This is a genomic window from Endozoicomonas sp. SESOKO3, assembly GCF_024606255.1.
The window spans coordinates 1-14,178 of sequence record NZ_JAHHPR010000736.1; the positions used below are offsets into that span (position 1 = coordinate 1).

10 protein-coding genes and 1 riboswitch are annotated in these 14,178 nt (G+C 47.1%); of the genes, 4 read left to right on the forward strand and 6 right to left on the reverse strand.

All coding sequences use genetic code 11. The features are described 5' to 3' along the window. Positions 1 to 145 precede the first annotated feature (145 nt). The 3 genes from KDK18_RS12950 to KDK18_RS12960 form a co-directional block, all read right to left on the reverse strand. A complete protein-coding gene (locus KDK18_RS12950) occupies positions 146 to 1,156 on the reverse strand; it encodes a tryptophan--tRNA ligase (RefSeq protein ID WP_257255344.1) in 1,011 nt (336 codons plus the stop codon). Between the two features lie 138 nt (positions 1,157 to 1,294). After that, positions 1,295 to 2,200, reverse strand: a complete 906-nt coding sequence (locus tag KDK18_RS12955; protein ID WP_257255345.1) for a hypothetical protein — start codon at positions 2,198 to 2,200, stop codon at positions 1,295 to 1,297. Positions 2,201 to 2,538: 338 nt separating this feature from the next. Beyond that, positions 2,539 to 3,936, reverse strand: a complete 1,398-nt coding sequence (locus KDK18_RS12960; RefSeq protein ID WP_257255346.1) for an MATE family efflux transporter — start codon at positions 3,934 to 3,936, stop codon at positions 2,539 to 2,541. Positions 3,937 to 4,136: 200 nt separating this feature from the next. On the opposite strand from KDK18_RS12960, the gene mutM reads away from it, so the two are divergent. Together mutM and thiD are read left to right on the forward strand one after the other, a co-directional pair. Continuing rightward, complete coding sequence (gene mutM / locus KDK18_RS12965; RefSeq protein WP_257255347.1) at positions 4,137 to 4,952, forward strand: bifunctional DNA-formamidopyrimidine glycosylase/DNA-(apurinic or apyrimidinic site) lyase; 816 nt, start codon at positions 4,137 to 4,139, stop codon at positions 4,950 to 4,952. Positions 4,953 to 5,105: 153 nt separating this feature from the next. Further along, positions 5,106 to 5,208: riboswitch (TPP riboswitch) on the forward strand. After that, a complete protein-coding gene (thiD, locus tag KDK18_RS12970; RefSeq protein ID WP_257255348.1) occupies positions 5,206 to 6,024 on the forward strand; it encodes a bifunctional hydroxymethylpyrimidine kinase/phosphomethylpyrimidine kinase in 819 nt (272 codons plus the stop codon). It overlaps the preceding riboswitch by 3 nt. A gap of 67 nt (positions 6,025 to 6,091) precedes the next feature. On the opposite strand, the gene KDK18_RS12975 is transcribed toward thiD, so the two are convergent. From KDK18_RS12975 to xerC, 3 genes are all read right to left on the reverse strand, one after another. Further along, on the reverse strand, positions 6,092 to 6,646 hold the full coding sequence (locus tag KDK18_RS12975) for a hypothetical protein (RefSeq protein ID WP_257255349.1): 555 nt from the start codon (positions 6,644 to 6,646) through the stop codon (positions 6,092 to 6,094). A gap of 168 nt (positions 6,647 to 6,814) precedes the next feature. Then, complete coding sequence (locus KDK18_RS12980; RefSeq protein ID WP_257255350.1) at positions 6,815 to 7,522, reverse strand: HAD family hydrolase; 708 nt, start codon at positions 7,520 to 7,522, stop codon at positions 6,815 to 6,817. Beyond that, on the reverse strand, positions 7,519 to 8,532 hold the full coding sequence (xerC, locus tag KDK18_RS12985; protein WP_257255351.1) for a tyrosine recombinase XerC: 1,014 nt from the start codon (positions 8,530 to 8,532) through the stop codon (positions 7,519 to 7,521). The genes KDK18_RS12980 and xerC overlap by 4 nt, the downstream gene beginning before the upstream one ends. 390 nt (positions 8,533 to 8,922) lie before the next feature. On the opposite strand from xerC, the gene KDK18_RS12990 reads away from it, so the two are divergent. Together KDK18_RS12990 and KDK18_RS12995 are read left to right on the forward strand one after the other, a co-directional pair. Next, positions 8,923 to 11,472 (forward strand): hypothetical protein, encoded by a 2,550-nt coding sequence (locus KDK18_RS12990; RefSeq protein ID WP_257255352.1) that lies wholly within the window; start codon positions 8,923 to 8,925, stop codon positions 11,470 to 11,472. Between the two features lie 51 nt (positions 11,473 to 11,523). Beyond that, positions 11,524 to 14,082, forward strand: a complete 2,559-nt coding sequence (locus tag KDK18_RS12995; RefSeq protein ID WP_257255353.1) for a hypothetical protein — start codon at positions 11,524 to 11,526, stop codon at positions 14,080 to 14,082. Positions 14,083 to 14,178 lie beyond the last annotated feature (96 nt).

Sequence of the window (14,178 nt, forward strand, 5' to 3'; positions counted from 1 at the left end):
GACGAAATTCACCTCCCTGCCAAGTCGCAGGGAGCACTCTTTCGGCTATAGGTAGCGTCTTTTGGAAAGATGCATCAGAGACAAGCGGAGGTTAAATTTTTGTCGGATGCAGCCAGCCCCGTGGGCTGACTGTAAACCCCGAAAATCAGGCGAAAGGACGGATACCCACTTTATTGCGGATATCCTGAAGGAAGGGCGCTGCTTCAGCACGGGCCTTGTCCGCACCTTTTTTCAGCTCAGCTTCAATGAATGCCGGGTCAGCCATCAGATCGTTGTAACGCTCTCGAGGGTCCCTGAGTAGATTGTTGATGTAATCAAAGAGTTCATTTTTCAAATCCCCCCAACCAGCACCGGCTTCATACTGCTCACGTTTTTCAGCCACCTCTTCTTCCGTCGCAAAGGCTGAAAAGATCTGGAACAGAGTACAGGTTTCCGGATCTTTAGGTTCACCCGGCTCCAGAGAGTTGGTTTTAATCTTGCGAATCAGCTTGAGCAGCTTTTTCTCAGGCACAAACAATGGAATGGTGTTGTCGTAGCTCTTGCTCATCTTGCGGCCATCAAGACCATTCAGAACAGCCGTGTTTTCACCCACTACGGCTTCTGGCAGCACAAATTGAGTCTTGTAGTGATGGTTCATCCGACCCGCAATATCCCGAGCCATTTCCAGATGCTGAACCTGATCACGGCCGACTGGAACACGGTTGGCATTGAACATCAGGATGTCCGCCGCCATCAGAATCGGGTAATTAAACAGCCCCATCAGGACGCCCTTGTCCAGGTCAGACTCGCCCGCTTCCTGATTGGTCTGGGTAGCAGCCTTGTAAGCATGGGCACGATTCATAAGACCTTTTGCGGTCATACAACCCACAACCCAGTTCAGCTCCATGATTTCCGGGATATCAGACTGGCGATAGAAAGTGACTCGATCAGTATCAAGACCCAGGGCCAGCCAGGTAGCAGCAATTTCCAACCCGGATTGATGAATGCGCTTGGGGTCACGCCCCTTGATCAGGGCATGGTAGTCCGCCAGAAACAGGTAGGACTGAATGTTTTCGTCAAGGCTTTCTTCAATCGCAGGACGGATAGCCCCCACATAATTGCCCAGATGCGGCGTGCCTGTGGTGGTAATACCGGTTAATACTTTGGTCTTTGTCATGGGGTCACTCATGGGCCTCATGAAGTGGCAATGAGCACTTCACTGAAAACTGGAAGGCGGCATTATAGAAGAGGCAAGGCATGCAGCTCAACCAGGACTCTGAGGCCTGAATTTTTTTAACCGGCGAATAGTAAGTAGCTAACCCGCTGGTTTCTTGTGACAGCGCTTCCTGCAACAGACGGGTTTTTTTGGGCAGCTAAAACCGGGGCAGGTAATATGGTCGCAGACGTGAGAATTCTCGGGGCAATCAGCCCAACCGGTAAAAAGAGAGCACCGAAAAATGCCGCAGCCATTACCATTACACAGATCACATTTGGTAGAGAACTTTTCTACACTGCACTCGCATCTGGGGCAGTCAGAATGGAACGATTCACTCTCACATTTGGAGCAGAAATCATCTTCGTCACTATAGCTGTTGCTACCACTCTCTCTATCACTCCCTCTATCGCTAGTGCTGACCCTATCGCCATCGGTCTGGTCGCCTGGAGTACGGAAGAAAGGTGATAAATACAGCGCACCAACAAATAACCCGCATGACTTCTGACCATTATCTGATACAGTTTCATATCCAAATTCAAACCCTTTGCCGGGAGTAGACTGGACGCAGATGTCCGGGTGCCCCGTGTTCTGGTCTGTGCCCTTGGACACGTAATAATAGCTGTTGCCGTTTTTTTCAATATGAGCAAAGGAAGTGAGCCAGGTGGCAAGCTGCTCATAAGTTGTGTCAAGCCAATCGAATTTGGCGGTGACCTGTGTGTCCACGACTGTAGCATTGATTAATCGCGGGTATTCACAGACAGAGGAACCGGGTTCGGTTCCCGGGATGACCTTACCAATTACATTGCCAGCATCTACTCCTTGGCCGGAAGGCATGCACACCAAAACATTGGGATGAGCAGCCTTAACGATGTCTGCCGCTGATTCGCCAGCATCTTTCATAATGCCAGAGCCGCAATCAGCTTGCATGTCCCTGGGACAGGTATCGGCACGAACATTGAGGGTAATTGTGGACAATAAAAGCAGCGTAAAAAAAAGCCTATGCATGAGGGGTTTCATAAATAACTCTTTTTTCATTGTTCAGTAAAACGGATGCAGGGAAAGAGCAAAAAACGTCAAGCGACTTTTTATAGAATCAATTTAAAAACGAACGACAAAAGTCACCTTAATCATGCACTAAAAGTCTGGGGAATTCGTCAGCTTGATTCTGAGCAACCAAGACTAAACATGCACCGACTGATCATAGCAAACGCCTGACAAGTCTGCCCGAACAGGACATTCTCATGATGTGTCGTATCTTATTTTTATTGGTTTTATCCCATCCGGCATCACACAGCCGCCCCTGACAGAGCAGGTGTGCACTGGACTCTCAGACTTCTCACTATTCAATTGACTTTCATGGCAAACAATTGCGTTGCAACGGCTCTCCTGCTCAACGATCTGAAGCGGAGCAGCAGGAATAAAGCAGAAAGCGTCAGTGCCAGTACTAGTCCAATCCAGAGCCCGTGGGGGCCCATGGGTTCATCGGCAATAAAATCCGTCAGCCCCAGGGTATAGCCCAGTGGCAGGGCTATACCCCAGCAAGCAATCAGAATTATGATCATCGGTACCCGGGTATCTTTGTAGCCCCTTAAGGCACCATTGGAAGCAACCTGAATACCATCGGCGTACTGGAAGAGTGCAGCAAAAATCAGCAACTGGGCAGCCAGTGCTTTAACTGCAGCATCCTGGGTATAGAGCGATGTCAGAGCATCGGCAAACGCCCACATCACAGCCGCTATCAGAGTAGCAGTCAGCAGGGTCGCTACGATACCAGAATACCCTGAGAATCTCGCAGCCTGAGGATCACCGGCACCCAAAGCCTGACCTACCCGGATGGTTATTCCCATGGACATACTCAACGGCACCATAAAGGCCATGCTGGCGAGATTCAATGCAATCTGGTGACCTGCGACGGTCACTGCTCCCAGTTTGCCGATGACCAGAGCCACTGCCGAGAAGATACTGGCTTCAAAAAAGATGGCCAGACCGATGGGGACACCCAGTTTCAGGTGAATAACAATACGGCTCATTGCAGGCCATTCAAAGCGATCAAACAGATTCACTTCTGTATGCTTTTGATTGAACCGGGTATAGCAGAACATCAACAGGCACATGATCCAAAAGCAAATGGCTGTTGCATAACCACAGCCTACGCTACCCATTTCAGGAAAGCCGAATTTGCCATAGATCAATACATAATTAACCGGAATGTTGATCAACAAACCGACAAAGCTGATGAGCATGGCCGGTTTGGTAATAGCGCGCCCTTCGCAATAGCTGACCATGGTTTGATATAAACAGATGCCGGGTACCCCCCAGGCCAATGCTTCCAGGTAGGCTTCCGTCTTAGCAGCCATTTCGGCATTGATTTCCAGAACATTGAGCAGTGGCATAGGGTTCATCATCAAGACCATGCCGACCACACTTAACGCCAGAGAAAGCCACATGGCCTGTCGAACCGGTGAAGCAATCAGGTCAACTTTTTGGGCGCCAAACAGATGGGCGACTGTCGGTGTCGTCGCCATTAGGATACCCCTGATTAACAGATAAATCGGGACCCAGATACTGGAGCCAATGGCTACTGCCGCCAGATCTTGTGCAGAATATTGACCCGCCATACTGGTATCCACAAAGCCCATGCCAGTGGTCGCCAGTTGCGCACCCAGAATCGGGGCTGATAAATAAATAAGTTCTCTAAGTTCCCTGGAATATCGTTGGTATAAAGTTGGGTTGGCTGTCATTTTCTCTCACTGCTATGGTGTGCTTTTACCAAAACTGAACCGGGATAAAAGTGGAACCATCTTATCAGTCACATGACAGCATTTGATATGGCTAATTTGCCGTTACTTTCTGGGGTCCGGCGCGGGATTTCTACTTATTTCCTTTGCCATCAGAGGCCGATCACATCGCCTTTTGACGACATATTTGCTACTGTCGGTGGATGCCTGAATTACCTGAAGTTGAAACGACCCGCAGGGGCATTGCACCTCATATTGTAGGTCAGACCGTGTCGGATGTTATCGTCCGCAATCCGCAACTGCGCTGGCCGGTTTCGGAACATTTAAAGCAGCATTTATCTGGCCGGGTTATCCGTTCTGTCGCAAGACGAGCGAAGTATCTTCTGATCAGAACCGACGCTGGAACCCTGCTGGTTCACCTGGGGATGTCCGGAAGCCTGCGCATATTGAAAGAACCACAGGAAGCCCGGAAACATGACCATATCGACCTGGTTTTCAGTCATGGGATAACGCTGAGATACACCGACCCGAGGAGGTTCGGGGCGGTTCTGTGGGTCGACGACGATATCATGAAACATGACTTGTTAAGCAAACTCGGTCCGGAACCTCTCGGTGATGAATTCACAGCCCGTAGGCTTCATCTCAAATCCCGGGGAAAAAAACAGCCGGTAAAAACGTTCATCATGGACAACCATGTGGTCGTCGGGGTCGGGAACATCTACGCCAACGAAGCCCTGTTCAAAGCAGGTATCCGGCCTGACAGGCCCTGCGGAAAAATTTCCAGAGCCCGCTACGAGCGACTGACCGAAAGCATCAAAGAGACTCTGGCAAAAGCCATTGAGCAGGGTGGAACCACCCTGAGGGATTTTGTCGGGGGTGACGGCAAGCCAGGCTATTTCAAACAAGAACTGGCTGTTTATGGACGCAAGGGGGAACCCTGCGTTCATTGCTCAACACCGATAGTTGAGATCCGGCTGGGTAATCGCTGTACCTGCTACTGTAAAAGATGCCAGCGGTAATCCAAAGAAAGAACATGATGATGACTGGCGATCAGGAGCATGACTTTCGGGAAATACACCGCTTCTTCCTTCACTATCAGCCAAAATTTCCTGAGCGGGGATGTAACGGGCCTTTTGAGCAATAGACATCACTATAGAAACAAAATAGACTCGCACCGCTGGTTGGGGTGTCCGGGATGAATGTTTCCCGGACTGAGAGAGACCCATTGAACCTGAACCGGATGATGCCGGCGTAGGAAACCGAACAATGACGATGACTAATGAGACGCCTGTCGCCCTTACCATTGCCGGATCAGACAGTGGTGGTGGTGCCGGTATACAGGCAGACCTGAAAGCCTTTTCAGCACTGGGCGCTTATGGCTGCAGTGTCATTACCGCTCTGACTGCCCAGAATACTCAGGGCGTTCAGGGTATCCTTGACGTTGAACCCGCCTTTGTCCGTCAACAGCTGGATTCAGTATTCTCGGACCTCGCTATCAGGGCCGTAAAAGTGGGCATGTTGAGCCAGCCAGATGTTATCACGACGGTAGCGGATACTCTGACTCACTTCGGTCCGGCTTATCTTGTGGTTGACCCTGTAATGGTGGCTACCAGCGGTGATGTTCTGCTACAACAGGCCGCTATTGAGACCCTCAGGCAATCACTGATTCCCAAAGCCAGCCTGATCACACCCAACCTGCATGAAGCTGCGGTGCTGCTTGATCGTCCATTGCCCAAAAATCCCGACCAGATGATCGATATGATTGAGCCTCTTCTGGCGCTGGGCTCTGAAGCGGTCCTTCTGAAAGGTGGTCACCTGAGTGGCGACAATAGTGATAATAAGGCCGTCGATTTTTATCACGACGGTACGTCTCTGCACCGACTGGAATCCAACTGGATAAACACCAGTAACACTCACGGTACAGGCTGTACATTGTCCTCAGCCATTACCGCATTACTGGCTCGTGGTTACACCATGAGAGAAGCCATCCCAGAGGCTAAAAAATACATTGCGCAAGCCATTGCCCACGCCGATCAGCTGAACATAGGCCAAGGCAACGGACCTGTACACCACTTCTACAAAATCTGGTGATCTGGTCTGAATGTTTGATGTCGCAGTAAGAGATGCTGCTTTGCCTGTCTGGCATCAAAAAAGTAAATCAGATTTCATCGTGATACGGTAGTTGCTTTATCTGTTCCAGTGACTGCACTGGAACTCTTACAGCGTTGTTTCTGTCAAATACCTTACTTTCTGGATTGTATTCTTCGTAGATAAATTCCTTATCATCAGCTTTTAGAATTCTGGTAGTAGCTAAAAAACCATCAGGCGGGCAAATACATTCGTTTGGGCGTGGTTTAATATTATCTGGATCAGCGTCTTTGCAGCCATAGTCTAAGATCAACTTTTCCTCTGAGTCTCTCGGGAAAAACCATACACCAGAAATACCTATTACTTTATGACTAAGTCCCGGAATGTCCATAACTACATCATATCTGCCGTATAATACGTCCCGACTACAGTATTCTCTGAAACCTCTAATTCGAAACTTTGTCGGGTTTGTAGTGCGACGAGGTGGGTGGTAAGTTATATATTTCTTAACAGGTGAATTATCTCTGACAAGCCAAGTGCCTATTATCTGTTTTTCTACTTCATCAGCGTGCAAACAAGTAAAAGACAGAAGTATTACTATACAAGCTGCATATTTAAGTTTCATTGTCAGTTCCCCGGTATCGAAAAACATATAGATCAATGAAATATATATTAAGTCCCAGAGATGCCTGACAAAAAATACCAGAGGACAGCACTGTCTCACTGCCTCTGATCCTGGCAATAGACGGAATTAAACACCTGCCCCGTCAGGCAAAACTAACTGGTCAGGTATTTAATATTCTGGCTGAAGATCCTTGTCCAAAACTCTGAGCAGACCGGTTAGTGATCGAATTTCATAATCAGGTCTGCGATCGCCACTGAATGCCTTATCAGCAGGATTAAACCAGACGGTACCAATTCCCAATGCTCCGGCACCTGCCACATCGGCTTTCAGGCAGTCTCCTACATGAAGGGTCTCGTCCGGAGTAACTCCGGCACGTTCCATGGCTTTCAAAAATAGAGTCGGTTCCGGTTTCAGACTGTTGTAATCTTCTGCCTTGAGAGCAAAATCAAAAAACTCACTGACCGATAATTTCTCTACATCGACATTACCATTAGTGACCGCAGCCAGAGTGTAGTCTGCTGACAGGTGAGAGAGAACCGGCTGAACTTCCGGAAAACATTTCACATCATGACGCCACTCCATAAACTCCCGCATCAGGTCACCGGCAATTTCTTCAGCTCTTGATTCAGGACAATCACAGTTTTGCAGAACCTTCTGCAGAGAAAACCGGCGCAGTTCCGTAATCTGATATCTGAGCTCCGGACGATCTTCCAACAGTTTGACCCGATACTCGAACACTTCTTTGGGTGTCATTCTCTCGTGGGTTTCTGGCCAGTATTCACAGAGTTTTTTCCAGGCTTTCTGTTCTGCCCGAATCAGCACTGGCATGTTTTCCCAGAGTGTGTCATCCAGATCGAAAGTGATCAGCTTTATCATTGTTTTTTCCTTTTGGGCTCTTTGTTAGCTGAAGGCTCTTTGTTAGCTGAAGGCTCTTGATCTTCGGTCAGTCTTTCCTCTTTGTGAGACTTTTCATAAACAGAGGACTCCTTACTGACTCTCTGTGCTCTCGGATGAGCCTTATCATATACGTCGGCCAGATGCTGAAAATCAAGATGGGTATATATCTGGGTGGTGGCGATATCACTGTGCCCCAGCAGCTCCTGAACTGCCCTCAGATCGCCACTGGACTCCAGCAGATGACTGGCAAAAGAGTGTCTCAAAAGGTGAGGATGCATTCGTCCTGAGAGTCCGGCTTCTCTGGAAAGCTGGCTCACACGGTTTTGCACCTGACGGGCACTGATACGATGTCCCTGTTTTGAGAGAAACAGCGCCTCGCTGTCTTTTTCAGGAAAAATAACTCTGACGGACAGCCATTTTTTTATGGCTTCACGAGCCTTTCGACCCACTGGCAACAATCGTTCTTTTCTGCCCTTGCCCAGAACTGTCACCTGCCTGAACTCATCCTGAAAACTGTTGAGATCCAATCCAACCAATTCCGCCAGGCGCAGTCCTGAGGAGTAGAAGAGTTCAAGGATAGCCAGATCCCTGATCACTAATGGATCATCATCATTCCGATCAAGAAGCGCAGTGAGTTGATCGGCATCCATGGTGACAGGCAGCTTCCTGCCCACCTTGGGTGCGGTGACCCTCTGGGCAGGGTTATCTTTAACCTTTTCCTCACGGTTAAGATAACGATAAAAGCTACGAACGGATGAAAGCAGACGATGCAGACTCTTCTGCCCAAGACCCTTGCCATGTAATTCTGCCAGCCATGTCCGCAGCTGACGCTCTTCCAGCTTTTGCCAGTGAGTAATGCCAAGCGTCTCAGCCTGTCTGAGTAATTTGCCCAGATCTCTTTGATACGCCGAGCAGGTGTGAATAGAGCTGTTTTTTTCAAACTTGAGATAATTGAGAAAAGCATCAATATCCTGTTGCAGGAAGGGCATGACATAACCTTTGGTAACGGCTTCTGTTCATCATTCACTAACGCCTGTCGCCATGCAATATCGAAAACGATAGTTCTTTTGAAATTCCACAGGGTTTCACTAACCTTTTATCTTCAATTCGCGCAAGACCCAAACCCTCGATCTCTGCAGTGGGAAAAGCGAAGATTTCAGTAATCACCTGAGTTTTCTGGCTTCGGGGAGTGGGCCAACACTTAACCTGAACTTGGCCATGGCAGTGGTTGGAACTAATTATTGGATAAATAGTCCAAGTTATATCTGATTCGGTTTGACTCAATCAGGTTGGTACTGCAAGGACAATTTTGAGCGTGATGTCAGTCATCCACAACGGATGCAAAACACAGCATATGCGCACCGTGCGAGGGAAGTAAAATGGATTTTTATCAGTTAAATGGTTTGACTCAACAGCTGCATACATTGGACATGGAGCCACCCACCGGCTTTTCAGCAGATGACTCGGTTCAGTACCTTGGCTGGCAGGTAAAGCGACAAGCCGACATCACCGCACCATCAGAGAAAACCTACAATACTGCTGGCAGTAAGCAGTTATTTGAACGGCAGGTTAATCTTCAACCCGATCCTGAGACGCAACGCTCTGATTCAAAAGCGGAAGCTATACAGATAACCGCCAGGAATCTGGTGGATCAATTTCAATTTGAAGCAATTGAAAAGTCACCCACCAATGAGGTGCTATGTGCCGTTTTTCTAGAGTGCCTGAAACTTGATGTTGTGGGTACGGTAAAAAGGTTATCCAGAACAAATTCTCTAAGTTGGGCTGAAAAACTCGAGATTATGTTGGCTGCTGAAGAAGCGTATAAAGGTCCACTTTTAGAGTGCAATTGGATAGTTTTGAGTATTCCTTTATCCATCGGATTTGAGAAGGCAAAGAACCTGTTTCAGCGTCTACCTGATATGCCTTCTCTGCCAGAGGTGGACAATGTCATTAATGAGCAGTTGACAGCATTAAGCCCTGATAAAATGTTCAGGGACAGACTTTTGGAGGTCAGACAAACCCTTAAATCGGAAAACAACGAACTTTCCGGACAGCTGTTGAGTGAAGTTGACAATATTGGAAAAAAATTTATCACAAGAGTTGGATGGAACGGCCGTTTATCAGACGTTGATGATTATATCGATTCTCAAATCTATGCAAGAAGATTGCTGTATCTCTATGCAGCATGTTCCGGTTTTTCAAAGCAGGCTGATATTGCTGAGTTAATGTCGTACATTAGATCTGTTCTTTATATCATCGAGCCAAATAACGAAGTTCCAGATAACATCTGGCATATAGCTAAAGAGCTGGCCTACTTGTCGAAACAACCCGCCTCCATCGATTATTGCCGTTATATTGGTGCCGTGGCCAATGTATTGAAAGCACCTGCACCTGTTGCTTTACAGTTTGCAAAGCTCAGACAACTCAGTGATCTCAAAGGGTTTGCTTTACTTGAAAGCAAACCGCTGGACAAGTACCTAACCGTACTCAGAGCAAACATTAATAAGATGGCCCCGGAATATTCGCAGGTATTGCTCGATGCAGTTGACGGCCTGGAAAACGAATGTGCTCGTATATCACTACCTGAAGGCAAGCCCGATATTAAAGCGAAAGTGCATCGACTTTTGATGATTATTGCCGCTTGTAAATCTTCCGAAAAAATAATGGATGCTTCAGTGTTGAATTATTTTGTCAGGGCCATCATGAAACATAGCAATAAAAAAAATATTCCCTATCTGATCAGTGGCTTGGCCCGCCTGGTTCAGAGTACCCCGAAAATACAGAAAATACTGGGTGAGCCCGAAATCAAGGGCGGAGATCATTTGCGACTGGCCCCGCTGCAATGGCTGGCATTTGTACCCGATACCATCTCGGAAGATGACATTCAGGAACTCTGCGCATCTTTGCAAGCTTCCGGCGCTAGCAGGCGACAAATGAAAGATGGCAAGGTTTTCCATCATTGGCTGGCTACTCTTGAGCAAGCATTGGCCAGCAAGGTTATGAATAAGGCCATGGTAATGCCAATCCTGAAACAGCTCACACAAAGTCTGACTTATGAAAAACTGGTTTGGCTTTACATGATATTCAACATGGGAGAGAGGTTTAATACATTTCTGGACAGCATGGGCTTTAGCTGTCAGAAGGAAGGATTACCCATGTTGATCGCTGAAAAAGGGATGGACGCTTTGGTGGGAGCCAATAAAGGGTTCTCGCAGTGGCTAATGAAACAACGACATTACCATCTCCTGCCTCTATACATGGCAACCATGATAGAAGAGGGGAATAGAGAAATTACAGACCTTGTCTACGAGTTTATAGAGACCAGTACTAACAATACTTTTATCAGGAGCAGGCAATCACCGCAGAACAATCCACACTTGCAGGCCGTTTACAAGGACTTCCCCCAATTCAAAGCAGGTTGGCGGGCGAACTTCAGTGACTTCAGTGAGAAAACCCGAAACAAGCTGTTGTCCCGGGAAGAAACTCTGGAGCTGACAGAAGACCCCTGGGATCTTTTTATCAGTGGACTTGAAGTTAAAACCTGTCTATCACCGGATGGCCTGAAGAGTTATAGATCTGGATTGATGAGCTATGTGATGGATGGACGCAATGCCATGATTGTCAAAAAGAACCAAAAAGGAAATATTCTCAGCAGAAGCGTTATTCGCATGGTGTTTGATCAGGATGATCGCCCCGCGTTATTTCTTGAGAAGGGCTATCCCGATGGGAATAATTTGTTGTTCATTGATGCCGCACGGGAGATTGCTGAAGAGATGGAGCTACCTCTTTACCACTGCGTGGAGGCTAAAAAAGGTGAAGAATTGAAACTTTTGGAAGGAAGGGCGCCTTTTGATTATTTTGACGAGTTCCCATTATTAATGGAGAGACAGAAACTAACTATCACCAAAGTAAAACGTGATTCAAGGTAGCCATAACAGCTTCTTATCCATCGCATGCGGCCACCGTGCCAGAGAAGTAAAATGAATCCTTATCAGCTAAATGGCCTGACACTTCAACAGCTGCATGCATTGATCATGAAATCATCCATTGGCTTTTCAGCACAAGATGGTTCCGTTCAGTTTCTTGGCAAGCAGGTAGAGCTGCATGATGGCATCACCGTATTGTCAGAGCAAACCTCCAATACCGATGGAAGTAAACAGCTATTTGAACGGCTGGTTAATCTTCGACCTGATCTTGAGAAACAATTACCCGGTTCAAAAGCTGAAGCTATCCAGTTGGCCGCCAGCTCTCTTATGGAACAATTTCATGATAGGGCAATAGAAAAGTCACCCACCAAAGAAGTGCAATGTGTCGTTTTTCATGAGTGCATGAGAACTGATGCTTCCAAGACGGTAAAAAAGCTATTCGAAAAAAATTTTTTAAACACGGCTGAAAAACTCCGGGTTATGTTGGCTGCTGATGAACAGTTTGAATTGCCAGCTGAAATGGTCCCCAGGTACCTTGAGAGGATTCCTTTATCCATCCGGTTCGAGGAAGCAAAGAACCTGTTTCAACGTCTTCCTGATTCGCCTTCTCCGGCAGAGGAGAACAGTGTAATCAATGAAAAGCTGACAGCATTAAACCCTCTGGAGGATGATAAACTGGTCAAGGACGGACTTTTGCAGATCAGGCAAACCCTCGAATCGGAAAATAACGAATTTGCCAGACAGCTGTTGAGTGAAGTTGACAATATCGAAAAAAAATTTATTCCAAGAGTTGACGTGGATGGCTATTTACCAAACATTTTTGTTGATGAAGATTTCAAATGCTGTACAAGAAGATTGTTGTATCTCTATGCAGCCTGTTCCGGTTTTTCAGAGAAAGCTGATATTGCTGAGTTAATGTCGTACATTAGATCGGTTCTGTATAACACTAATTCAGATAACATCTGGCATATTGCTAAAGAGCTGGCCTATTTGGCAAAACAACAAGGTTCCATCGATTATTGCCGTTATATTGATGCCGTGGCAAATATATTGAAAGCTCCTGCTCCTGTTGCCTTGCAGTTTGAAGAGCTCAAACAACTCAGTGATATCAATGGGTTTGTTTTACTTGAAGGCAAACCGCTGGCCCGTTATCTAACCGCACTCAGAGCAAACATTGGTAAAATAACCCCGGAATATTCACAGGTATTGCTCACTGCAGTTGACAACCTGGAGAGCAAGTATGCTGCTACGCCACTACCTGAGGATGTGCCCGTTATCAAAGTGAAAGTGCATCGACTTTTGATGATCATTGCCGCTTGCAAATCATCCAAAGAAATAATGGATACTTCAGTATTGGATCATTTTGTCAGGGCCATCATGAAACATGGCAATAAAAAAAATATTCCCTATCTGATCAGTGGGCTCGCCCGCCTGATTCAGAGTACTCCGAAAATACAGCAAATACTGGGTGAGTCCGGAATCAAGGGCGGAGATCATTTGCGATTGGCCCCGCTGCAATGGTTGGCATTTGTACCCGATGTCATCTCAGAAGATGACATTGAGGAACTCTGTAAATGTCTGCAAGCTTCTAGCGCTAGCAGGCGACGGATGAAAGATGGCAAGGTTTTCCACCAGTGGCTGGTCACTCTTGAGCGGGCATTGGCCAGCAATGATATGAATAAAGCAATGGTAATGCAGACCCTGAAAAAGCTTACCCAGAGCCTGACTTGTGAAAAACTGGGTTTGCTCTACATGATACTCAACATGGGAGACAGGTTTAATCAATTTCTGGACAGCATGGGCTTAAGCTGTCAGAAAGAAGGATTGCCATTGTTGATTGCCGAAAAAGGGGCTGACGCTTTAGTGGGAAAAAGTAAGGAGGTCTCACAATGGCTATGGAGACAACGACACCACTATCTCCTGCCTTTTTACATGGCATCAATGGAAGAATACGGAAATACAGAACTTACAGACCTTATCCTTCAGTTTACAGAGACCAGTGCCAGCAATACTTTTATTGAGAGCAGGCAGTCACCGCTGACCAATCCACACTTGAAGGCCGTTTACCGGATATATCCCCAATTCAAAGCAGGTTGGGGGGCGAACTTCAGTGACTTCAGCGAAGAAACCCGAAGCAAGCTGTTGTCCCCGGGAGAAACCCTGAAGCTGACGGAAGATCCCTGGGATCTTTTTATCAGTGGGCTTGAAGTTCGCACTTGTTTAACACCGGACGGCGCTCAGGATTACAGCAGAGGACTGATGAGCTACGTGATGGATGGACGCAATGCAATGATTGTTAGAAAGAACGCCAAAGGAGATATCCTCAGCAGACGTGTTATCCGTATGGTGTTGGATCAGGATGATCGCCCTGCGTTATTTCTTGAGAAGGCCTACCCCGATAAGAGTGATTTATTGTTCATTGATGCCGCACGGGAAATTGCTGACGAGATGGAGCTACCTCTCTATCACCGCGCAGATCCTAAAAAAGGTGAAACAGGTGAAGCAGTGAAAATTCTGCAAGGAAGGGCACCTTTCGATTATTTTGACGCGTTCATGGTTACAAAGGAGAGACAGGAATTTACGATTACCAATGTACAATATGACGTAAGGTAGCCATAACGGATGCTTCACCACAGCATACGCCGACTCCAACTATCTCTTAGTCACACCTCAACACCTCCTGCCATTCCTCAGATGTGGAGGCAATCT

Coding starts and splice junctions, on each gene's coding strand:
- KDK18_RS12950 (WP_257255344.1), bottom strand. CDS start 1,156: ATGACAAAGACCAAAGTATTAACCGGTATTACCACCACAGGCACGCCG.
- KDK18_RS12955 (WP_257255345.1), bottom strand. CDS start 2,200: ATGCATAGGCTTTTTTTTACGCTGCTTTTATTGTCCACAATTACCCTC.
- KDK18_RS12960 (WP_257255346.1), bottom strand. CDS start 3,936: ATGACAGCCAACCCAACTTTATACCAACGATATTCCAGGGAACTTAGA.
- mutM (WP_257255347.1), top strand. CDS start 4,137: ATGCCTGAATTACCTGAAGTTGAAACGACCCGCAGGGGCATTGCACCT.
- thiD (WP_257255348.1), top strand. CDS start 5,206: ATGACTAATGAGACGCCTGTCGCCCTTACCATTGCCGGATCAGACAGT.
- KDK18_RS12975 (WP_257255349.1), bottom strand. CDS start 6,646: ATGAAACTTAAATATGCAGCTTGTATAGTAATACTTCTGTCTTTTACT.
- KDK18_RS12980 (WP_257255350.1), bottom strand. CDS start 7,522: ATGATAAAGCTGATCACTTTCGATCTGGATGACACACTCTGGGAAAAC.
- xerC (WP_257255351.1), bottom strand. CDS start 8,532: ATGCCCTTCCTGCAACAGGATATTGATGCTTTTCTCAATTATCTCAAG.
- KDK18_RS12990 (WP_257255352.1), top strand. CDS start 8,923: ATGGATTTTTATCAGTTAAATGGTTTGACTCAACAGCTGCATACATTG.
- KDK18_RS12995 (WP_257255353.1), top strand. CDS start 11,524: ATGAATCCTTATCAGCTAAATGGCCTGACACTTCAACAGCTGCATGCA.